Origin of the sequence: Streptococcus sp. KHUD_016, assembly GCF_051106465.1 — a bacterium.
Lineage (GTDB): Bacteria > Bacillota > Bacilli > Lactobacillales > Streptococcaceae > Streptococcus.
Genome location: NZ_CP193663.1, coordinates 492,383 through 513,508, shown reverse-complemented (window position 1 = coordinate 513,508; position 21,126 = coordinate 492,383). Strand labels below are relative to the sequence as shown.

Genomic DNA, 21,126 nt, shown 5'->3' with positions numbered 1-21,126 from the left:
AACCTAAAACTAAGATAAGCGCTCTTCCAAGACAAAGTCAATTGGTAGAGTAGCCAAAAAACGTTCCAATTGTTTTTCCCAGTAGTACCACTCGTGCTTACCTGGACTATGACTATAGGTCACCTCAAAACCAAGATTTTTGAGGTTTTTCACTGCGAGATTATTGGCAGAGTAGAGATAGTCTTGCTCTCCACACCAAGCCCATAGTTTGGTCTTTTTATCGGATTTTACGGCCATGCTTTCAAGAGAATGAGGACTAGCTGTCCAGTCTTTGATTTCTCCAAAAACTCCTCTCCAGTAGGCAAGCGATCCCAGATCTTGACTTTCAGGAGAAAAATCCTGAAAACTGAGCGCACCAGAAAAACTAGCCGCATGAGAAAAACGATTCGTCGATAGAGCGAGTTTGAAGGAACCATATCCTCCCATGGAGAGACCTGCTATGAAGGTCTTTTCTCGCTTGCTGGTCATATTGGGGAAGAAACGTTTCATGACTTGGGGGAGTTCTTCTGCTAGAGCAGTATAGTAGTTATAGCCATACTGAGTATCTGTGTACCAGCCATTGCTAGTATTGGGCATGATAACAATGAGATTGGTTCCCCGCAACAAGCGTTCGACATTGGTACGTTTGAGCCAGCTATTTTGGTTTCCTGACATTCCGTGCAAAAGGTAAAGGACAGGAATATCTGTGCAATCTGGTTCAGTCACCCGACTAGCATCTGGATAGAGTACGGTAACGCCCCACTCCATATCCAAAACTTTTGAGTAATACTCAATATTCATAACTGCCATGGTTATCTCCTTTTACTATTCTATAAGAAAAAGCCGAATTTCGACTTTTTCTGTAGGTATTCTGCTTATTATTTTGCTTCCATTACGACTGGCAAGATTGCTGGACGACGCTTGGTTTGATCAAAGAGGTACTTGGTCAGATTGTCGCGAACCTTTCCTTTGAGATCTGCCCAGTCAAAGTCATCACCTTGAAGATACTCTTCTACCGTTTGGTTAATCAATTCTGAACTTTCACGGAGAATATCACGGCTCTTCTTGAGGTAAACAAATCCACGTGTATGAACACGGGCCTTGGCCACAATTTTCTTCTCACGACGGTTGACAGTGATCGCCACGATAAAGATTCCATCCTCTGACAAGACCTTACGGTCACGAAGGACGACATTTCCAACATCCCCGATGGCATTTCCGTCAATCAAGACATCACCTGCAGAAACTGCTCCAGCTGGAACAAAGTCTCCATGTTCATAAGACATGGTCGTTCCCTTTTTAGGGATGAAGATACGCTCTGGCAACATTCCAACTGCCATGGCAGCCTTGGCATGCGCATCCAACTCACGGTACTCTCCTTGGATAGGGAAGAGGTAGTTTGGTTGCAAAAGATTGATCATCAACTGCAAATCACGCGCATTTCCGTGTCCGGATACTCGCAAGCTTTGGGTAATGAGTTTCACCACACCACCAGCTTGGTAGATCATGTTTTCAACACGCGCCATGACGGCTTCTTTGGCGATAGATGGAGTCGTTACGATATAGACCAAGTCCCCGTCTTTGATTTCCACATAGCGGTGGCGACCAATGGACATCTTACGAAGTCCATTAATAGGCTCACCCATACGGCCCGTCTCAAGGATAATCAACTCATGGTCTTCAAAACGAGACATTTCTTTTGGTTTAATCAAGAGACTTTCGTTGGCTAGAGATAATTTTTTGAGACGAATCGCAGTGCGGACGATATTTTCAATATCAAATCCAGTCAGAACAACTCGGCGACCTGTATCTGCTGCAGCATCAAAAACCTGCTGGATACGAGAAAGGTTGCTGGCAACTGCGGCAACGATGATACGACCTTCCCAGTCTGCAATGGTCTGGGTAATTTCGTCTCCAACTTCACTCTCGCTCGCCACCTGGATATTGCTATCAGCATTGGCTGAATCACTGAGGAGCGCCAAGACACCATCACGACCGATTTCTGCCAGACGAGCAAAATCCGTCGCATAGGATTCACTGGCTGTCTGGTCAAACTTGAAGTCGCCTGTGTAAACAATGCTACCTTCAGCTGTTTTCAGGACTATTCCCAAACTTTCTGGGATGGAGTGAGTTGTACGGAAGAAGGAAACCACAGTCCCTCCAAAGTCGATCTCTGTATCTTCATCAATCACATGGAAGTCATTGAATTTCTTAACCGTATCATTCCCTTTGACAAAGAGTTTGGCCAACTCAATGGTCAACTCAGAACCAAACACAGGCACCTTAGCCTCTGCCAAAAGATAAGGCAGGGCACCAATGGCATCCGCATGTCCGTGGGTCAAAAAGACCCCTGCGATACGATCGCTATTTTCAAAAAGGTAGTCCATATTTGGAATGACGACATCAACCCCTAGTTGTTCATTTTCAGGGTATTTAAGCCCAGCATCCAAAACAAAAATAGAACCATCGATTTCAGCGATGTACATATTTTTACCATTTTCTCGTACACCACCTAGTGTTGTTAAACTAATATTACTCATTTTTCCTCCGAAACTTCATTTATCTTGATTATAGGGTGAATTTACCCTTTTATTCTAAAAGTTCTAAAACTTTCAGCCGAATCTTTTCCTACCATTATACCATTTTTTTGATTATTTTCAAAACGAAGATCGGTTTTTAACTAGAGATTAGTCACCACTGTGAATCGAATCTTTTTACTTTGACTTCTCTTCTGGAGGCTTCATCTAAGATAATGGAAGGATTGCACCATCAAAAATATGGGCTTTTTGAATCAATTTAATTTCAGATACCTTTCTCGAACCCTAAATTTCTCTTTTAGTTCAAAAAAACTTGCTTTTACCTCTCGACTTGAGAACTATTTTCTACAAAGACATGGTTTATCTACATTCAAAAGCGAGATTTTCCTGTTCGCTACAGAATCTAAAAAATTTTCAGCAATTAGCCACTAAGATGGAGGTTATCGATAGGAAATTTTTTCAAAAAGAAAAAAGACTTAGAAATTCTAAATCTTTTTATCATCTTTAGTTTGGATAGATATAAGTGACGTTTCCTAAAAATTCATGAGGATTAAAGAAGCCACGATAATTCGCAATCTGCTTTTGACGTCTGTAGTTTGCTTCCAATACCTGGATAGAGTTTTCACTTTGAACATCTGTTACATAAGCAACGTGTCCATATTCACCACCATCCCAAACAGCGATTGCTCCTACTACTGGAACACTTCCTGTCTTATAGCCTTGAGCACTCGCGTAGATTGCCCACGTATTGGCATTTCCCCACCAGTTGCTAGCCCAAGGAGCCAATTCTTTCACGCCCCATGTACACTGACCAACAGGATAAGAGTTTCCATAGTTTGTAGGAGTCTTTTCGACAACTTCCTCTGTATCTGATACCACATTCGCAGTGCTAGCTGGAGCACTGTAGGTAGAGCTAGCCTGAGCGGAAGCACTCACTTCCAATACATCCCCTGGGTGGATAGTGTCAAAGATGGTTTTTCCATTCAAAGCTGCCAACTCATGCGGATCCATGCCGTTTGCAGTTGCAATGGCATAAAATGAATCACCGTCTTGGACAACGTAAGAGTTCGCATGCACAGTTTGAGCCCCAACTGTAGCTAAAATAGCGGTAGAAGTCAAACCAAGAGTCAGTTTCGTAACTGTTTTTTTCATAACTAGATTCCCCTTATATTTTCTTGATAAGAAAATCATACTTGATTTACATGTCAGTTAGTTTAGAGTTATATTTTAGTCATGTTACAAAAATTTATACTTTTACTACATAAGGTTTAAAAGCAGACATCGTATAAAGTGATAGAAGAGAATAGAAAATGAATCATTTCCCCAATCTTTACATCAGCAAACCATCCAAAAGACTATCTAATCAACCACTCCCACAGCAAGCATTTATCCAAAAAAAGAGGCCGAGATAGGTCATCTCAGTCCCTTTCCATCTATTACTCCATTAAAAAATCATACATTTCTTGCACGGTACCCAGCGCCATCATTTCTTGATTTTTTACAGTTTGTTTGAGATTTTGGTAAATATGACTTTCAGAAATCTCCCTTTTCGGCACTTCTTTATTGACTGTCATGACACCATCTTTGATCGTCACAAAACCTAGCTCTTCAAATACTTGGATCATCTTGACCAGCAAGATTTGTTGGATATTGAGATAAGCCGCCAATTCTTTCAGCTTGTAGCGAATATCAAACTCTGGGAACTGGTAAATAGTCTTGTACAATTTGGCAAACTGTTCTCTAGTGCCGTAACCTGTCAGATAGTAGGCCTTATCGATGTCATTTTTGAAATAGACAGCAGAGAAATGTTGTTCCTGAAAAATGGCCTTCAGCAAGGTAATATCCTCAGGAATAGTTTTCACAACAACCGCTTCACTATTCGCTAAATCTGGCACCTCTCCAGAGAAATCCAAGACTGGAATTCCCTCTGGCAAGACTGCATTCTTCCCACGAATGTTAAAGAGTTGAACACCCTCCACACGCGCATCCACCATCATTAACTGGAGAGCAGTTTGGCCATTCCATTGATTGACAGACAAGGTGACTGCCAACTCTAGATTCTTGGTTTGAGAAAATTCTGTCGCCCATCTACCTTGTCCGAAGGCCACCACTTCAAAACTCGCCTCACCCTTGGAAATTTTTAGTTTGAGGTGGGCATTGCCTGCTCCCATGGTACGGGCACTTTCGACATAAAAATCCTTGATATAAAAGACAGGTTTCTGATTATCCATTCCAAAAGGTGCCAAGCGTTCAAAGCTTTTGACCGTTTCCAAGCTAAGCGTCTCCAAGTCTAGCTCTTCATCTAGATTTAACTTGTTCTTACCACTAGCATCTGCGCCTTTTTCACGGATATAATCTTCCAAAACCTGAGATAAATCTGAAAGTTTCTCAACTTCCAGCGTCATTCCTGCTGCACCAGCATGGCCACCAAAGGCGATAAAGAGGTCCCGATGGGGATCTAGAGCTTCAAAAATATCGACTGCTTCTACACTACGAGCACTACCCTTGGCACGACCTTCTTCTATATTAAGAACGATGACTGTCTGCCCTAGTTCTTCCAACAAACGACCAGCAACGATACCCAGAACGCCAGGATTCCAGCCTTCCTTTGCCAAGACCTGGACCTTCTTCTCAGGATCCACCATGGTCTTAGCTTCTTCATAAATTGACTGAACGATTTCCTTGCGCTCTTCGTTTTTCTGGTGAATCATGAGGGCAATCTCATGAGCTTCCTCGTCGTCAAACCCAGTCAGCAAATCAATGGCAGGATTGGGATCATCCAATCGCCCCAAGGCATTTAAACGAGGGGCAATCTGAAAGCCAACCGTTTCTTCTGTCACTTCATTCGCAGCAATCCCAGCCATATCCAGCATTTCTTGTAGACCAATACGCTGAGTATGCCCCAGCATCTCCAGACCATATTGGACCAAAATGCGATTCTCATCCGTCAAACTCACCATATCTGCAATGGTTCCGATAGCGACCAAATCGAGTAGCTCCACTTGCACTTCTTCTAAAAGAGCGCAAGCTAGCTTGAAAGCCACTCCGCATCCGGCCAACTGTTTGAAAGGATAGTCCGCATCTGGATGTTCAGGGTGAACAATCGCATAGGCATCAGGAAGGGTTTCCGGCATGGAATGGTGGTCAGTCACAATGACATCCACTCCCATAGACTGGGCCAATTCAATGGCCTCGTGACCAGCAACTCCATTATCCACTGTCACAATCAAGGAAATACCCTCTTGCTCGATAAAGTATTTATAAACACTGGCATTGGGACCATAGCCATCGGTAAAACGATTGGGTAGGTAAACACGGCACTCAGCACCAAGCTGTTCCAAACTTTCCTTCACAATCGAAGCTGAAGTCATACCATCCGCATCGTAGTCTCCATAGATGAGAATGTTTTCCCCTTCTTCAATGGCCTGACGAATCCGTTCTACTGCCTTGTCCATATCATGGAGCAGATAGGGGTCATGTAAGTCCTCTAAAGAAGGTTCTAAAAACTTCTTTAGACTTTCTTCATCCTGAATCCCTCTTTCAAATAATAACCGTGCCACCTCGGGACCCAGCCCAGCCTTCTTGGCTATCTTTGTAAAATCCGCATCTTCAACCTGCGGGGCAAACTGCCATTCATAAGTAGGAGTTATCAAAAAAACATCCACTCTTTCTAAGAATTCTATCGTTTCATTATAACATGATTTAGGCATTTTCTCTATCCAGATTGCTTTTTTATAACATTTTAGTGAATTTTTTTCAGATATGATTTGACAAGAACATTCTTTTGTTGTAGAATCATGTTATAAAATCTAACACAAAGGAGATCTCTCATGGCTTTAGTAGAATTTAAAAACGTCGAAAAATATTACGGAGACTACCACGCACTCCGCGACATCAATCTCCGTTTTGAAAAAGGACAAGTTGTTGTCCTGCTTGGACCTTCTGGCTCTGGGAAGTCCACTCTTATCCGTACGATCAATGGTTTGGAGGCTGTTGACAAAGGAAGTCTCCTGGTCAATGGACACCAAATAGTAGGTGCTAGTCAGAAAGATTTAGTTCCTCTTCGTAAGGAAGTCGGCATGGTTTTTCAACATTTTAATCTTTATCCACACAAAACAGTGTTAGAAAACGTGACACTTGCGCCTATAAAAGTTCTAGGGATTGATAAAAAAGAAGCTGAAAAAACAGCCCAAAAATATCTGGAATTTGTAAATATGTGGGACAAGAAAGATTCTTATCCGGCCATGCTATCTGGTGGACAAAAACAGCGGATCGCCATCGCTCGTGGTCTTGCCATGCATCCAGAACTCCTCCTCTTTGATGAGCCAACATCTGCTCTTGATCCTGAGACTATCGGAGATGTTCTAGCAGTTATGCAGAAACTAGCACATGACGGGATGAATATGATCATCGTTACCCACGAAATGGGCTTTGCCCGTGAAGTTGCGGACCGCATTATCTTTATGGCCGACGGAGAAGTTTTGGTGGATACGACAGATGTCGATGACTTTTTCGACAATCCAAGCGAACCTCGTGCCCAGCAATTCCTCAGCAAAATTATCAACCACGAAAGTGATAAAGTCAAATAAGGAGGCACCTATGAAAAAGAAATTCTTTTTATCAGCATTATTGATTAGCCTTTTCGGCCTTGCTGCTACCAAACCAGTCCAAGCTGATACTAGCGTCGCAGACATTCAAAAAAGAGGCGAACTGGTTGTCGGTGTCAAACAAGACGTTCCCAATTTTGGCTACAAGGACCCCAAGACAGGGACCTATTCTGGTATCGAAACAGACCTGGCCAAGATGATTGCAGATGAACTCAAGGTCAAGGTTCGCTACGTTCCAGTTACCGCTCAAACCCGTGGTCCACTACTAGACAACGAACAGGTCGACATGGATATCGCAACCTTCACCATCACAGATGAACGTAAAAAATTATACAATTTCACCAGTCCCTACTACACGGATGCTTCTGGTTTTTTGGTCAATAAATCTGCCAACATCAAAAGCATTGAGGACCTAAACGGCAAAACCATTGGGGTTGCCCAAGGTTCCATCACCCAGCGCTTGATTACTGAACTGGGTAAAAAGAAAGGTCTGAAGTTTAAATTCGTCGAACTTGGTTCCTACCCAGAATTGATTACTTCCCTTCACGCTCACCGTATTGATGCCTTTTCCGTGGATCGCTCTATCCTTTCTGGCTACATTAGTAAACGGACAGAACTACTAGATGATAGTTTCAAGCCATCTGACTACGGTATTGTTACCAAGAAATCAAATACCGAGCTAAACGACTATCTTGATACCTTGGTCACTAAATGGAGCAAAGATGGTAGTTTGCAGAAACTTTATGACCGTTACAAGCTTAAACCATCTAGCCATACTGCAGATTAAGGAGGACACCCCATGACAGATTTATCATCTTGGACAGCCTATTTTCAGGATTTTGGGCAATTTTTCAATGGTTTCCTCTTCACCCTTGCCCTAGCGGTTGGTTCCTTTATCCTCGCTATGGTTTTGGGCATCTTCTTTGGGGCCATGTCAACTAGCAAACGCCCATTCTTGCGTGTTTTGGCTCGTATTTTTGTCGAATTTTATCAAAACACTCCCCTCTTGGTGCAGTTTGTCATCGTATTCTATGGTTTGCCTCTTATCAGTGACCATACCATCATGATTCCGATTTATTGGACAGCTGTTCTCTGCGTAGGACTCTATCACGGCGCTTATATCGCTGAGGTTATTCGTTCAGGGATTCAGTCTATTCCTAGTGGTCAGATGGAGGCCGCCCTGTCGCAAGGTTTTACTTATATCAGTGCCATGCGCTTGATTATCTTGCCTCAAGCCTTCCGTATCATTCTCCCTCCATTGACCAACCAAATCGTTAACCTCATCAAGAACACCTCTACCGTAGCTATCATCTCTGGAGTAGACTTGATGTTTGTGACTAAGTCTTGGTCGGCTCTCAACGGAAACTATATCCCAGCCTTTTTAGGTGCTGCTCTTCTCTACTTTGCCCTATGCTTCCCTGTTGCCCAGTTTGGTCGCAAGATGGAGCAAGCCAACAAAAAAGCCTATTCACTTTAGGAGGTTACTATGGAATCTATTTTAGAAGTTTTGACCCCAGATAACCTAATCTTTATCTTTAAAGGATTTGGCTTGACCCTCTACATTTCTCTGATTGCTATCGTCCTCTCGACCCTTATCGGAACAGTGCTAGCCGTCATGAGAAATGGGAAAAATCCTGTCTTACGGATCATCTCCAGCATTTATATCGAATTTGTACGTAACGTTCCCAACCTACTCTGGATTTTCACCATCTTTTTGGTGTTTAAGATGAAGTCCACACCAGCAGGTATCACTGCCTTTACCCTCTTTACCTCAGCAGCCTTGGCTGAGATTATCCGGGGCGGTCTTAATGCCGTAGACAAGGGGCAGTATGAAGCAGGAATGTCGCAAGGATTCACCTCTGCGCAAATCCTTTACTACATCATTCTCCCACAAGCTATCCGCAAAATGCTGCCAGCTATCATTTCTCAGTTTGTAACTGTAATCAAGGATACCAGTCTTCTCTACTCTGTAATCGCTCTACAAGAACTCTTTGGCGCCAGCCAAATTCTCATGGGACGCTATTTCGAACCAGAGCAGGTCTTCAGTCTTTATATCCTGATTGCCTTGATTTACTTTATCTTTAACTTTGCCATTTCTAGCCTGTCTCATAAGCTAGCAAAACGTTGGCAACAAGCTGCAGAATAAAAATCAGCTCTCCGCAAAAATGGAGAGCTGATTTTTTGATTACCATAAAACACCTCTATAAGAGAAAATCAGAGCTAAAATCAACAAAACATAGAAAGCGATAAAAAGCCATCTCATCTTCACACATAGAGCAATATATTCTCTAATAAAGGCTGATGGGATATAGTAGGCGGCTGTACGGCAACCAAGACCATCTCCCTTCATCCCAATACGGCGAGCATAGGTACTGGTACGAAAAACATGGTAATCATTGGTCACAAAGAGAAAACGTGGACTGGCCACCAGCTTCTCTCCCATTTCTTTTGAGAAGAGAAGATTCTCATAGGTCGTCGTTGAGTCTTCCTCTAGGAGAATCGCTTCTCTCGGAACATCCGTCTCTTCCAGCAAATAATTACAAATTGCCTGAGCCTCGGAAATCTTCTCATCCCCACCTTGACCACCACTTGCGATGATTTTAACATTGGGATTGAGAGACTGGTGATAAGCTTCTACTGCCTTGTCAATGCGACTCTTCAGTAAGGGAGTGACTTTTTCTCCATTCAACAAGCCTGCTCCGTGAATGATGATAAAATCATAATATTTTTTCTTAGGAATGAAAAGATACAGAATGGAATAAAGCAGAAATCCTGCAAAGGCAAAACCAAAAATCAAATACGAATAAATCAAAAAGAAAAAGATAATATTCACTAGATGATTGGTGTAAAACAAGCCCTTGGTATCGCTCACTCGAATCGCCATGATCACAAAAAAGAATAGAATCACGCAGCCTAATCCTAGAGACAAATAATTTGCCTTGGATTTTCCTTCTTTTTTCAATAACACAAATCCATTATAAATAAGGAAAAAACCACTTAGAAAAACTAAAAGAGGCAGCAGGAGAAAAATCCCTGCAAAGAAAACCATGTGCACTTCTTTCTGCCCAGCTTCGTAAAAAAGATTGGCAATAGACATATAAGAAAAAAGCAGAGACAAAAGCAAGAGAGCTGGATTCCAGAGACTACGATTGTCCCTTAAAAACGAAACGAGAAAAAGTAGGACAAAAAATCCTGTGATAAAGTACATAGTCTCCTCCTTTAATGTCTACATTGTACCATAATTATGGCAATAGAAAAAGAGGAGCCTAGTCCTCTTATTTTGCTATTCTTGCTTCTGCATCTGCCACAACCTGAGCCAGACTCATCTGACGAAGTTGATTTTCCATAGCTACTTGGATATCCAGCAATTTCTGATCCAAGACCTTATGAATATTAGCCCCTACTGGACAGTTAGGATTGGGATTGTCATGGAAACTAAAGAGTTTGCCAGATTTTCCTAGACATTCGACAGCCTGATACACATCAAAAAGGCTAATATCTTGGAGGTCCTTTATAATCTCGGTACCGCCCGTCCCACGCGCAACTGAAATCAATCCTGCTTTTTTGAGTTGCGACAAAGTCTTACGGATAATGACTGGATTAACTCCGACACTAGCCGCAAGAAAATCACTGGTTACCTTGCTGTCTGTATCCTGCATTGCAATAATAATCATCATATGAGTCGCAATTGTAAATCGGCTTGAAATTTGCATCTTCTTCTCCTTTCATTGATATTTTATTCATCTTTTCCCGTATAAACATTATACCTTTTTTGCTTATCCTGTCAAATATTAACAAATGATTACCTTCTCCATGCAAAAAGTCCTGTATCCCTCTTGGTACCCAGAACAGCGGAGGACATACAAAGACTTATTTTTTTATGCAATTTTACGGACAATCCCTTTTGTTTTATGACTTGACCAAACCGAGCTGATAGACACCCCAGCACCAACTAAGGTAAACACAGCTAACATAGCTAGATTATAAAAATAGTTATCTGGGAAATCACCGCTAAAGATTAATTGATTCACCACTCGGAAAGCAAAGGGAAACTCAACCCCTAGTTTGGCAACGACTTCCATCGCCAAGTCAATTTGATTTACTAGAAAGACAGTAATCACCATCCAAATAGAGGAAATCACAATCCCCTTTCGAGATACCTTTCTTCCAAGGATTTCATATCCTTTAATGGTACAAATCCCCAGAACAATACCTGCTACCATAGCTACATAACCTAGACGCGCGATAAATAGAGCAACTGCTCCACCAACCAAGGCTCCTAGCAAGGCACCAACTGCTCCAAGAAGAACATTTTCCTTCTGGTTTTGATAAGAATCTACCTCAATCTGAAGATTACTCTTCAGCAATTGATAACTTTCCTCATTGATAAGGAAAATTGAATCGCCTAATTGATAGAGACCAACGGGGCCCTCCTGACCACTGTAGGCACACACTTGGACGAAATGATGGGTTTCAAGGAATGCAACAAGGTCTGTTATGAGCGTCTGTAGCTTTTCAATTGTTTTTGATTTGCGCATTGCACCTTTTACGACAAAAGAAACAAGGTACTGATTGATAGACAAGGTCGACAAGTTTGGAAGAGATTCACTCTTAAACTCATCCCAAACCAATTCATTTTCTTCTGTATCAGCAGGATTTCCATTCAAACTCACACTGACACAAAGTCGAAACTGATTTTTCACGTCAGTTTCTTGCAGGAAAAGTAAATAGCCTGACTGCGTGCCATAAATACTACGCGAATCTTCGTCAAATTGCATGCCCAACTCCGAGGCAATAGCGTGTAACTCTTCTGGTTTCATTATCTGTCTCCGCTTATTTTGAATATCAATTAGTATGAGATTCAAATTAGTTATATTCCGTTATTCTAACATAAATTTGAGAAGCCGTCAATTCGTATCCAGTTCGACTTATCGCGAAACAGCAGTCACTAGACTATCTGATTTCTAGCTAGAAGTCCTCTTAAAACCAATCTTTCTTGTCTCTTTCCATCCAGAGTTCAACATCCTGATCATAACCTTCTTGTTCACTAATCTGACCTAACAATTCATGGTTATGAGTATGGTGAATCCCATTTACCAAACTTTCATAGTAGACCTGGAAATAGGGGAGCTTCAAATCCTTAGCCAACTGCAATTCAGCTTCTACATCATAATCCACTCGACGAAAATCAACATCAGACAAACCTGCTTCATCAAACTCTATAATCATATACTGAGCCCGTAGATCCTTACGCAACTTCGCATCTAGAAAGAAAGGTTGTCCAATGGAACCTGGATTAAGAATCAACTGTCCATCACTTCCGTAACGAAGCAACTGTTGATGAATATGGCCATATACTGCGATAGACGCGTGTGGATTCGTCACCAATCTATCAAAATCTTCTTGCTTTCCCGTATGAATCAACTCTCTACCCCAGTTTTTATCAGGGAGATGGTGAGTGATTCCTACCATCAAATCACCAAACTGACGATGAACTTGCATAGGTTGATCGTGGAGGTCTTCGATTTCTTTAGGGCTAATTTCTTCTAAGATGTACTGACTTTGGCGCAGGAGATAACGATGACTCACTTTTGTAGGATCTAACTTACGATGTAGGCCTCGCCAGAGACTATTCTCCCAATTCCCCAGCACTCTTGCAGTGATGGGCAAGCTAGCTAAGAGGTCCAATATCCTTCTACGCCCTGTTCCTGGCATCAGAATATCTCCCAAAAGCCAGTACTCATCTACCTCTGCCGCTCTTGCATCAGCCAGAACAGCTTCCAAAGCTGTCGTATTTCCATGTATGTCTGAAAGAACTGCTATTTTGGTCATTCTTTCTCCTCATTTCCTCTTACTTCTTCTGTTAGTATTATAGCAGAAATGCCATAAAATAGAGTCGTTTCTGCTCTCCTAGAAAACTTGGAAAATCACTCCTTTCTTGCTATAATATAAGTAAAGAGAATCCTCATTTATAGCAAGATACTCTTCAGTAGCACTCTTTTAACAAGGATTGGAGGACTATTGCCATGAAAAAATATCTTAAGTATATCCCATACTACCTTGTCATTTTCTTCTTTTACTGGCCCCTCTATGAGCTATTCTTACTACTCATCACTGACCCATATACACTGAAGGAACTGTACATTAACAACATCATCCTCTTTTCACCTTTAGCAACCTTCATCGTATCCCTTCTTTATAGCTACCGGTTTCATTTCTCACTTTGGTGGTTGCTGGGTATTGGACTGCTCTATTGCTTTACCATCATCACCTTTGGTGAGTTCATTCTTCTTTATCTCGTAGCCTATGAGCTCTTTGCCCTACTTGGCTTGGCTGCTGGTGTGGGGATCAAGCATCTCTTCCAGAGAGCGAAAAACAAAAAAATTATACAAAAACCTTGAAAATTCTCGCAATCATGCTATAATAATGCATAGAGACAAGTCACTTAGTCCCTTTCTACTAGAGAGTGCGTGGTTGCTGGAAACGCATAGAAAGCCTAAACTGATACTACTCTACTGACTTTTATGCAAACATAAAACGGTGGCCACGTTAAAGCCAATCAGAGGTGTCCCTCTTTTTTGAGGAACATAAATGAAGGTGGAACCACGTTGCGACGTCCTTTTAGGATGTCGTTTTTTGTTTTGTCAGAAGGAGGAAGAACGATGCTTTATATGATTGGCGGATCGCCTTGTAGTGGAAAGTCAACAATTGCCTCACTTCTTGCTAGACAGTATCAACTACTTCATATCAAACTGGATGATTTGGTAGAAGAGATGATGAGTCAAGCAAGTGCAGACTCACAGCCGATTTGCCTTCTTAGGCAGGATAGAAATCCAGAACAAATCTGGATGAGAAATCCAGAAGAGATGGCAGATGAAGAATGGCGCTTTTATGAAGAGATTTTTCCTTATGTAAAATCTTACTTGATAAAAAATCAAGATAGACCTCTCTTGGTTGAGGGGGCAGGACTTTTGCCCCACTTGGTAAAGGAGCTTGAATGCCCAGCGTCTTCCTATCTATGCTTGACTCCGACAGCTGATTTTCAAAAAAAGCATTATATACAGAGAGAATGGGTTCCTTATGTCTTAGAGGGTACAACCAACCCTGAGCAAGCTTTTGAAAACTGGATGCAACGAGACATTCTTTTTGCCCAAATGGTTCGTAAGGAAGCGATGAAATTAGGCTATCCTAGTCTCGTAACAGATGGCAGTCAATCAGAGAATCAAACCGCGGAAGAGGTTGCTCGGCTCTTAAAATTGTCCAACAAAAATAGAATAAATATTTAAGGAGAAAACCATGATTAAGATTACTTTCCCAGATGGCGCTGTTCGTGAATTCGAATCTGGCGTGACAACTTTTGAAATTGCCCAATCTATCAGCAATTCCCTAGCTAAAAAAGCTCTTGCTGGTAAATTCAACGGCAAACTCATCGACACTACTCGTGCTATCACTGAAGACGGAAGCATCGAAATCGTGACACCAGATCACGAAGATGCCCTTCCAATCTTGCGTCACTCAGCTGCTCACTTGTTTGCCCAAGCAGCTCGTCGCCTCTTCCCAGACATTCACTTGGGAGTTGGTCCAGCTATTGAAGATGGCTTCTACTACGATACGGACAATCAAGCTGGTCAAATCTCCAACGAAGACCTTCCTCGTATCGAAGAAGAAATGCAAAAAATCGTTAAAGAAAACTTCCCATCTATTCGTGAAGAAGTAACTAAAGACGAAGCACGTGAAATCTTCAAAAACGACCCTTACAAGTTGGAATTGATCGAAGAACACTCTGAGGACGAAGGTGGGTTGACTATCTACCGTCAGGGTGAATACGTGGACCTTTGCCGTGGACCACACGTTCCGTCAACAGGCCGTATCCAAATCTTCCACCTTCTTCATGTAGCAGGTGCTTACTGGCGTGGAAATAGCGACAACGCGATGATGCAACGAATCTACGGTACAGCTTGGTTTGACAAGAAAGACTTGAAGAACTATCTTCAAATGCGTGAAGAAGCTAAAGAACGTGACCACCGTAAACTTGGTAAAGAGCTTGACCTCTTCATGATTTCACAAGAAGTTGGTCAAGGTTTGCCATTCTGGTTGCCAAACGGTGCGACGATCCGTCGTGAATTGGAGCGTTACATTGTCGACAAAGAGTTGGCTTCTGGCTACCAACACGTTTACACTCCACCACTTGCTTCTGTAGAGCTTTACAAGACTTCTGGTCACTGGGATCATTACCAAGAAGACATGTTCCCAACCATGGACATGGGTGACGGTGAAGAGTTTGTCCTTCGTCCAATGAACTGTCCACACCACATCCAAGTCTTCAAACACCATGTTCACTCCTACCGTGAATTGCCAATCCGTATCGCTGAAATCGGTATGATGCACCGCTACGAGAAATCTGGTGCCCTCACTGGTCTTCAACGTGTACGTGAAATGTCCCTCAACGACGGTCACCTCTTTGTAACTCCTGAACAAATCCAAGAAGAATTCCAACGTGCCCTTCAGTTGATTATCGATGTTTATGAAGACTTCAACTTGACTGAATACCGCTTCCGTCTCTCTCTTCGTGACCCTCAAGATACTCACAAATACTTCGATAACGATGAGATGTGGGAAAATGCCCAAACTATGCTTCGTGCAGCACTTGATGAAATGGGTGTTGACTACTTTGAAGCTGAAGGTGAAGCAGCCTTCTACGGACCAAAATTGGATATCCAGGTTAAAACTGCCCTTGGAAAAGAAGAAACCCTTTCGACTATCCAGCTTGACTTCTTGCTTCCAGAACGCTTCGACCTCAAATACATCGGAGCTGATGGTGAAGAACACCGTCCAGTTATGATTCACCGTGGGGTTATCTCAACTATGGAACGCTTCACAGCTATCTTGATTGAAAACTACAAGGGTGCCTTCCCAACATGGCTTGCACCACACCAAGTAACTCTCATCCCCGTTTCTAACGAAAAACATGTGGACTACGCTTGGGAAGTGGCTAAGAAACTACGTGACCGTGGTGTCCGTGCAGATGTAGATGAGCGCAATGAAAAAATGCAGTTCAAGATCCGTGCTTCACAAACCAGCAAAATTCCTTACCAATTGATCGTTGGTGACAAGGAAATGGAAGACGGAACCGTCAACGTTCGTCGCTATGGACAAAAAGAAACAAACACTGTCCCAGTAGATGAGTTTGTAGCAGCAATCCTAGCTGATATTGCCAACAAATCACGCGTTGAGAAATAATACTCTTCGAAAATCAAATTCAAACCACGTCAACGTCGCCTTGCCGTACTCAAGTACAGCCTTCGGCTAGTTTCCTAGTTTGCTCTTTGATTTTCATTGAGTATAAAAGCCTAGCATAAAAGCCTCCATTCGGAGGCTTTTTCTCATTTATGTTTACTCAATAACGAGCTTCACTTCAGCGAATTTAATCCTTACTATCGTTCCTTTTCCGACCTCAGACTCGATACGAATCTGGTGGCCCAGCTCTTCAGAAATTTTCTTAGATAGATAAAGTCCAAGTCCAGATGACTGCTGGGTTAGACGACCATTATAGCCTGAAAACCCACGTTCAAAGACTCGGAGAACATCACTGTTTTTAATCCCGATTCCCGTATCCTTGATACAGAGCTCCTGACCTTCCATATAGATCTCTAACCCACCTTCCTTGGTGTACTTGAGACTGTTTGAGAGGATTTGTTCAATGACGATCAACAGCCACTTCTTATCGGTCACGATGATTTTGTCAAGATCATGGAGATTGAGCGTCAGTCCTTTTTGGATAAAGAAAAGGGCATACTTGCGAACCACTTCCTTCACCAAATCCTCCACTTGAACCTTTTCAAATACCAAGTCATCGTGGAAACTTTCCAAACGAAGATACTGCAACACCAGATTGGTATAGGAGTCAATCTTAAAGATTTCCTGTTCCAGTTGCTGCTTGACCTCCCGATCAGAGACTTCTGCTACCAAGAGACGACTCGCTGCAATGGGGGTCTTGATCTGATGAACCCACAAGGTGTAGTAGTCCAGCAAATCCGTCAGCTTGCTCTGCGCTTCCGACTTCTTTTGATACAATTCAGATTCACGCTCTTCGAGCTTTTCTACTAGCGCACATTCCAGAGGAGACTTGGGGTCTCTCTCAGCATAGAGTATTTCCTGCCGGTAAACCTGAGCTTCTGCAAAAATATCCCAAGCCAAAAATAAGAAGGTCAAAAAACTACTGAGTAGAAAGAAATAAAGAAAATAAGTTCCTAGACTAGCAAATAAAAACTGAAAGAGAAGGACGAGAAAGCCTAATGAAAAAATATAGACAAAGATGCGACTGCGAGAACGCAGATAGGCTAGAAAAAATGATTTCCAATCAAGCATGTTTCAGTCCGTATCCTATCCCTTTCTTGGTTTCGATAAAGCCTACTAAGCCTTGCTCCTCCAACTTTTTGCGCAAGCGAGCAACGTTGACAGACAAGGTATTGTCATCGATGAAAAAGTCGCTATTCCAGAGTTCTCTCATCAAGTCATCACGCGCTACGATATTGCCAGCATGTTCAAACAAGACCCGCAAAATTTGAAATTCATTCTTGGTCAAGCTCAGGACTTCACCCTGATAGTGCAGATCCATAGACTTGGTATTGAGAATCACACCTGCATACTCTAGCAAACTTTCATCCCGCCCAAACTCATAGGAACGGCGCAACAAGCCTTGAACCTTGGCAAGGAGCACCTGCTGGTCAAAAGGCTTGGTCACAAAGTCATCTGCCCCCATATTGATCGCCATGACAATATCCATCGCCTGGTCTCTCGAAGACAGAAACATGATGGGTACCTTGGAAATCTTGCGAATCTCCTGACACCAGTGGTAACCATTAAAAAGAGGCAGACCAATATCCATGAGGACCAAATGAGGTTCTGACTGAACAAAAAGGCTCAAGACTTCCATAAAGTCCTCTACCAAAACGACCTCAAAACCCCACTCAGAGAGTAATTTCCCAACTTGTTGCCGAATAACTTGGTCATCTTCTACTAGTAAAATCTTGTGCATGCGCTCCTCCTTTGTTATTTCTCAAAGTATCAAAACCCTTCATATCAGATTTACGGATCAGTATCTCATACTGTTTAGCAGCCTATTTCCCAAATCCAGATCAGAAAACAGATGCTAAATAGAGAATATTCCCACTGATATCATACCTTATTTTTAATTATAGTTCCAGCCTTATCCTATATTTTCCTTTTTGTGCTCATTTAGTTAGCGTTTCTTTAACTTATTTAATAGATCTAGCCTTCTTATTGACAAGCTAGCCATGATTTGTTAGAATATGAATGAACGAACAAAGTTATTCATTCATGAAAACTAAGGAGGTTAAATCATATTGGACAAAAAACAATCTTTAAAGACAGCAGCCTATGAAGTTTTTTCGAAAAAAGGTTACAAGGCAACAGGAATTTCAGAAATTGCTAGGCAAGCTGGTGTTGCAGTTGGTTCTTTTTATAACTATTATGAGAGTAAAGAAGCTATTTTTCTAGACATCTATATAGATGAAAACAACCGTGTTCGCCAAGCTATGATCGAAGAACTGGATTGGGAAATTGACATGATCGACCTCATTGGTCAACTATTTGCTCAGTCCAGAACTCTCGTTTCTTCCAATAAAATCCTTGCAGAATGGTACAATCCTGCCATCGCAGATGAGTTGCACAGCTACTATTCCTCGGAAGAAGGCAAAGTCGCAAATCCTTTTCATCAGTTTCTAGTTAAAACTTTTACAAATCGTATGCAGGCTGAAGGGTACTCGCCAGAAAAGATTCAAGATATTTTACAGGTTTATAATCTTTTTTACTATATGGATATGCATATCACGGAAAAAGATTTTCCAGATATTGGCAAAACTGTTGAAATACTTGCAACCAACTTCATTAAAGGAGTTCTAAAATAAAGAATGGATTTCTTTATTTTTTGAAAAGATATGAATGAATTATTTTATAATTCATTCATAAAATTAAGAACAGGAGTCATAAAAAATGAAAAGAGGTAAAAAAATGTTTATTATCATTCTATCAACACTTGGAGCGCTATGTATTATAACTTGGAGTGTCATCGCTTATCTGGGACGAAGCCAGACATTATCGATAAAATCCATCGAAAACCCCAGCGGAGATCTATATTTAATTCATATCACAAAACCGAGTCAGCAAATCTGGAAAGCTGGGGCTTATGCTAAGTTTACACTCCCTGATACCTCGTCTACTGCTAGTAAATATGAAGCTAAGGGAGAGCAGACCAGTCGATGGCTAACCATTGCCTCCACACCTGATGAAGATGAAATTCTCATCTTGACTCATAATAGTGGTAGCAACTTTAAGAACACCTTTACACATTTACCGGCTGGCAGTGAGATTGAGATGAGTTGGCTGGATTCCTCTTTGACTGTTAAAGATACGAGTAAGCTACTAGTTTGCTTTGCATCTGATGTCGGCATTTCTGCTCTACGCCCCCTTATCAAAGAATGGGCTGGTAAATGTCCGATTATTCTCAGCCATTTTGACAAAGGAGTTACTATTTTCGATAATGAGATGAAAGAACTGGCTCAAAAAACACCGAATTTTACTTATAAAACTAGCGATGAACTTTCTCAAAGTCAAGAATTTTTAAAACGTGCTATTGATGAATACGGCAATCAAGCCAACTATCTCATCACAGGTCAGCCTGATGATGTAAATGAGATGAAGAATTTTTTAAAGGAAAATGGGATTGATAGCAAAAACATACAAGTAAGCTCGTTTAGAGGTTTGAAATAGGAGCAATCTATCTTCTATGTATTTCAATCAAACCCTACTAGGTCATTCGAACAAGCCCACTAGCTAATTCTTAGTAAATGTGATAGCATAAACATAGAGAAAGGAGCTTTTATGGCCAATATTTTTGACTACTTAAATGATGTAGCATACGATTCCTTTTATGACCTCCCCGTGAACGAGTTAGATGTTCTTGCCTTGACTGAATTAACCTACCTTGCTTTTGATAATGTAGTCACCCAAGAACCAAAGCGTCTCATAGATCTTGCATCTCAAATCCCTAGAGGCACGACTATTCTGACCAATAAGAACCGTCTTCAATTGTTAGATCAGCTTGCTCAACACAAACGCTTTAAAAATTGCAAGCTCTCAGACTTTATTAACGATATTGATCCTGAATTGCAAAAACAGTTTGCGGCTATGACTTATCGTATCAGTCTCGATACCTATTTGCTTGTTTTTCGTGGGACGGATGATAGTATCATCGGTTGGAAAGAAGATTTCCATATGACCTATATGAAGGAAATCCCAGCTCAAAAACACGCCCTCCAGTATTTAGAGAATTTTTTTGCTCAACACCCCAACCAAAAGGTTATCCTAGCAGGACACTCAAAAGGGGGCAATCTAGCTGTCTATGCTGCCAGTCAACTTGATCCAAACTTGCAGAAAAACATTGTCGCTGTCTATACTTTTGATGCCCCTGGGCTTCACAAGGAACTAACCGAAACACCTGGCTATCAAAACATGATGGAAAGAACGAAAGTATTTATCCCACAAGGGTCTATCATCGGGATGATGCTGGAAATTCCGGATAAAAAAATCGTCGTTCGAAGCACCGCCTTAGGTGGCCTTGCCCAGCATGACACCTTTAGTTGGCAGGTTGAAGACAAACACTTTGTCCAACTGGACGAGACCAATAGTGACAGCCAGCAAGTCGATACAACCTTCAAGGAATGGGTTGAAACTGTCCCTGATACGGAACTGCAGCTCTACTTTGACCTCTTTTTTGGAATTATTCTTGATGCAGGCATCTCCTCTATCAACGATCTTTCTTCCTTCAAGGTCATTGAACACGTTCACCATCTCTTTGTCCAAGCTCAATCCCTCACTCCCGAAGAAAGAGAAACCATGGGACGCTTAACCCAACTCTTGATTGATACCCGCTACCAAGCTTGGAAAAATCGAGAATAGACAAAAACCAACTAATCTAACGA

At 41.8% G+C, this 21,126-nt stretch carries 20 protein-coding genes; 10 read left to right on the top strand and 10 right to left on the bottom strand.

Translation table 11 applies throughout. The features are described 5' to 3' along the window. Positions 1–9: 9 nt before the first annotated feature. The 4 genes from ACORHV_RS02320 to recJ all read right to left on the bottom strand — a co-directional run bounded on the left by ACORHV_RS02320 (position 10) and on the right by recJ (position 6,169). Positions 10–789, bottom strand: coding sequence for an alpha/beta hydrolase (locus ACORHV_RS02320; RefSeq protein WP_434398618.1), 780 nt, complete (start codon positions 787–789; stop codon positions 10–12). Positions 790–857: 68 nt separating this feature from the next. After that, on the bottom strand, positions 858–2,519 hold the full coding sequence (locus tag ACORHV_RS02315; protein ID WP_000065609.1) for a ribonuclease J: 1,662 nt from the start codon (positions 2,517–2,519) through the stop codon (positions 858–860). 501 nt (positions 2,520–3,020) lie between these two features. Next, positions 3,021–3,668 carry a COG3942 and LysM peptidoglycan-binding domain-containing protein gene (locus ACORHV_RS02310; protein WP_125413427.1) on the bottom strand — a complete coding sequence of 216 codons (648 nt, stop codon included), beginning with the start codon at positions 3,666–3,668 and terminating at the stop codon, positions 3,021–3,023. Positions 3,669–3,952: 284 nt separating this feature from the next. After that, complete coding sequence (gene recJ, locus ACORHV_RS02305; protein ID WP_434399025.1) at positions 3,953–6,169, bottom strand: single-stranded-DNA-specific exonuclease RecJ; 2,217 nt, start codon at positions 6,167–6,169, stop codon at positions 3,953–3,955. 177 nt (positions 6,170–6,346) lie between these two features. Here recJ and ACORHV_RS02300 point away from each other — a divergent pair, with 177 nt between their 5' ends. From ACORHV_RS02300 to ACORHV_RS02285, 4 genes are read left to right on the top strand one after another with little or no spacing between them, the layout of a single operon-like run. Then, positions 6,347–7,105, top strand: a complete 759-nt coding sequence (locus ACORHV_RS02300; RefSeq protein ID WP_065371643.1) for an amino acid ABC transporter ATP-binding protein — start codon at positions 6,347–6,349, stop codon at positions 7,103–7,105. A gap of 10 nt (positions 7,106–7,115) precedes the next feature. Next, positions 7,116–7,910 carry a transporter substrate-binding domain-containing protein gene (locus ACORHV_RS02295; RefSeq protein WP_434398615.1) on the top strand — a complete coding sequence of 265 codons (795 nt, stop codon included), beginning with the start codon at positions 7,116–7,118 and terminating at the stop codon, positions 7,908–7,910. Between the two features lie 12 nt (positions 7,911–7,922). Continuing rightward, entirely contained in the window at positions 7,923–8,600 is a 678-nt protein-coding gene (locus ACORHV_RS02290) for an amino acid ABC transporter permease (RefSeq protein WP_042768514.1), read from the top strand. A gap of 9 nt (positions 8,601–8,609) precedes the next feature. Beyond that, entirely contained in the window at positions 8,610–9,269 is a 660-nt protein-coding gene (locus ACORHV_RS02285; protein WP_033605968.1) for an amino acid ABC transporter permease, read from the top strand. Positions 9,270–9,308: 39 nt separating this feature from the next. Here the strand turns inward: ACORHV_RS02285 and ACORHV_RS02280 are convergent, their stop codons facing one another. From ACORHV_RS02280 to ACORHV_RS02265, 4 genes are all read right to left on the bottom strand, one after another. Beyond that, positions 9,309–10,331, bottom strand: coding sequence for a YdcF family protein (locus ACORHV_RS02280; RefSeq protein WP_049477611.1), 1,023 nt, complete (start codon positions 10,329–10,331; stop codon positions 9,309–9,311). Between the two features lie 67 nt (positions 10,332–10,398). Next, positions 10,399–10,836, bottom strand: a complete 438-nt coding sequence (locus ACORHV_RS02275) for an Rrf2 family transcriptional regulator (protein ID WP_001167389.1) — start codon at positions 10,834–10,836, stop codon at positions 10,399–10,401. Between the two features lie 165 nt (positions 10,837–11,001). Further along, entirely contained in the window at positions 11,002–11,943 is a 942-nt protein-coding gene (locus ACORHV_RS02270) for a hypothetical protein (RefSeq protein WP_000801528.1), read from the bottom strand. A 160-nt stretch (positions 11,944–12,103) separates the two neighbouring features. Further along, entirely contained in the window at positions 12,104–12,955 is an 852-nt protein-coding gene (locus tag ACORHV_RS02265) for a metallophosphoesterase family protein (protein WP_000161107.1), read from the bottom strand. 194 nt (positions 12,956–13,149) lie between these two features. On the opposite strand from ACORHV_RS02265, the gene ACORHV_RS02260 reads away from it, so the two are divergent. The 3 genes from ACORHV_RS02260 to thrS all read left to right on the top strand — a co-directional run bounded on the left by ACORHV_RS02260 (position 13,150) and on the right by thrS (position 16,363). Then, entirely contained in the window at positions 13,150–13,524 is a 375-nt protein-coding gene (locus tag ACORHV_RS02260; protein ID WP_434398611.1) for a hypothetical protein, read from the top strand. A gap of 261 nt (positions 13,525–13,785) precedes the next feature. Beyond that, entirely contained in the window at positions 13,786–14,409 is a 624-nt protein-coding gene (locus ACORHV_RS02255) for an AAA family ATPase (RefSeq protein WP_095726204.1), read from the top strand. Positions 14,410–14,419: 10 nt separating this feature from the next. Next, positions 14,420–16,363, top strand: a complete 1,944-nt coding sequence (gene thrS / locus ACORHV_RS02250; protein WP_071851462.1) for a threonine--tRNA ligase — start codon at positions 14,420–14,422, stop codon at positions 16,361–16,363. Between the two features lie 153 nt (positions 16,364–16,516). On the opposite strand, the gene ACORHV_RS02245 is transcribed toward thrS, so the two are convergent. Next, positions 16,517–17,491 carry a sensor histidine kinase gene (locus tag ACORHV_RS02245; protein WP_434398608.1) on the bottom strand — a complete coding sequence of 325 codons (975 nt, stop codon included), beginning with the start codon at positions 17,489–17,491 and terminating at the stop codon, positions 16,517–16,519. Next, positions 17,484–18,161, bottom strand: coding sequence for a response regulator transcription factor (locus ACORHV_RS02240; RefSeq protein ID WP_000548982.1), 678 nt, complete (start codon positions 18,159–18,161; stop codon positions 17,484–17,486). Before ACORHV_RS02240 ends, ACORHV_RS02245 begins: the two co-directional genes overlap by 8 nt. A 322-nt stretch (positions 18,162–18,483) precedes the next feature. On the opposite strand from ACORHV_RS02240, the gene ACORHV_RS02235 reads away from it, so the two are divergent. From ACORHV_RS02235 to ACORHV_RS02225, 3 genes are all read left to right on the top strand, one after another. After that, entirely contained in the window at positions 18,484–19,053 is a 570-nt protein-coding gene (locus ACORHV_RS02235) for a TetR/AcrR family transcriptional regulator (RefSeq protein ID WP_049549829.1), read from the top strand. A gap of 85 nt (positions 19,054–19,138) precedes the next feature. Beyond that, entirely contained in the window at positions 19,139–19,915 is a 777-nt protein-coding gene (locus tag ACORHV_RS02230; RefSeq protein ID WP_247924011.1) for a ferredoxin reductase, read from the top strand. 111 nt (positions 19,916–20,026) lie between these two features. Further along, a complete protein-coding gene (locus ACORHV_RS02225; protein WP_434398605.1) occupies positions 20,027–21,103 on the top strand; it encodes a DUF2974 domain-containing protein in 1,077 nt (358 codons plus the stop codon). Positions 21,104–21,126: the final 23 nt, after the last annotated feature.

What these genes read in the sequence shown, in the direction of transcription:
- ACORHV_RS02265 (WP_000161107.1), bottom strand. Translation starts at nt 12,955, where the DNA reads ATGACCAAAATAGCAGTTCTTTCAGACATACATGGAAATACGACAGCT.
- ACORHV_RS02320 (WP_434398618.1), bottom strand. Translation starts at nt 789, where the DNA reads ATGGCAGTTATGAATATTGAGTATTACTCAAAAGTTTTGGATATGGAG.
- ACORHV_RS02260 (WP_434398611.1), top strand. Translation starts at nt 13,150, where the DNA reads ATGAAAAAATATCTTAAGTATATCCCATACTACCTTGTCATTTTCTTC.
- ACORHV_RS02240 (WP_000548982.1), bottom strand. Translation starts at nt 18,161, where the DNA reads ATGCACAAGATTTTACTAGTAGAAGATGACCAAGTTATTCGGCAACAA.
- ACORHV_RS02275 (WP_001167389.1), bottom strand. Translation starts at nt 10,836, where the DNA reads ATGCAAATTTCAAGCCGATTTACAATTGCGACTCATATGATGATTATT.
- ACORHV_RS02290 (WP_042768514.1), top strand. Translation starts at nt 7,923, where the DNA reads ATGACAGATTTATCATCTTGGACAGCCTATTTTCAGGATTTTGGGCAA.
- ACORHV_RS02295 (WP_434398615.1), top strand. Translation starts at nt 7,116, where the DNA reads ATGAAAAAGAAATTCTTTTTATCAGCATTATTGATTAGCCTTTTCGGC.
- ACORHV_RS02315 (WP_000065609.1), bottom strand. Translation starts at nt 2,519, where the DNA reads ATGAGTAATATTAGTTTAACAACACTAGGTGGTGTACGAGAAAATGGT.
- ACORHV_RS02230 (WP_247924011.1), top strand. Translation starts at nt 19,139, where the DNA reads ATGAAAAGAGGTAAAAAAATGTTTATTATCATTCTATCAACACTTGGA.
- ACORHV_RS02300 (WP_065371643.1), top strand. Translation starts at nt 6,347, where the DNA reads ATGGCTTTAGTAGAATTTAAAAACGTCGAAAAATATTACGGAGACTAC.
- ACORHV_RS02280 (WP_049477611.1), bottom strand. Translation starts at nt 10,331, where the DNA reads ATGTACTTTATCACAGGATTTTTTGTCCTACTTTTTCTCGTTTCGTTT.
- ACORHV_RS02255 (WP_095726204.1), top strand. Translation starts at nt 13,786, where the DNA reads ATGCTTTATATGATTGGCGGATCGCCTTGTAGTGGAAAGTCAACAATT.
- ACORHV_RS02285 (WP_033605968.1), top strand. Translation starts at nt 8,610, where the DNA reads ATGGAATCTATTTTAGAAGTTTTGACCCCAGATAACCTAATCTTTATC.
- ACORHV_RS02270 (WP_000801528.1), bottom strand. Translation starts at nt 11,943, where the DNA reads ATGAAACCAGAAGAGTTACACGCTATTGCCTCGGAGTTGGGCATGCAA.
- thrS (WP_071851462.1), top strand. Translation starts at nt 14,420, where the DNA reads ATGATTAAGATTACTTTCCCAGATGGCGCTGTTCGTGAATTCGAATCT.
- ACORHV_RS02225 (WP_434398605.1), top strand. Translation starts at nt 20,027, where the DNA reads ATGGCCAATATTTTTGACTACTTAAATGATGTAGCATACGATTCCTTT.
- ACORHV_RS02310 (WP_125413427.1), bottom strand. Translation starts at nt 3,668, where the DNA reads ATGAAAAAAACAGTTACGAAACTGACTCTTGGTTTGACTTCTACCGCT.
- ACORHV_RS02245 (WP_434398608.1), bottom strand. Translation starts at nt 17,491, where the DNA reads ATGCTTGATTGGAAATCATTTTTTCTAGCCTATCTGCGTTCTCGCAGT.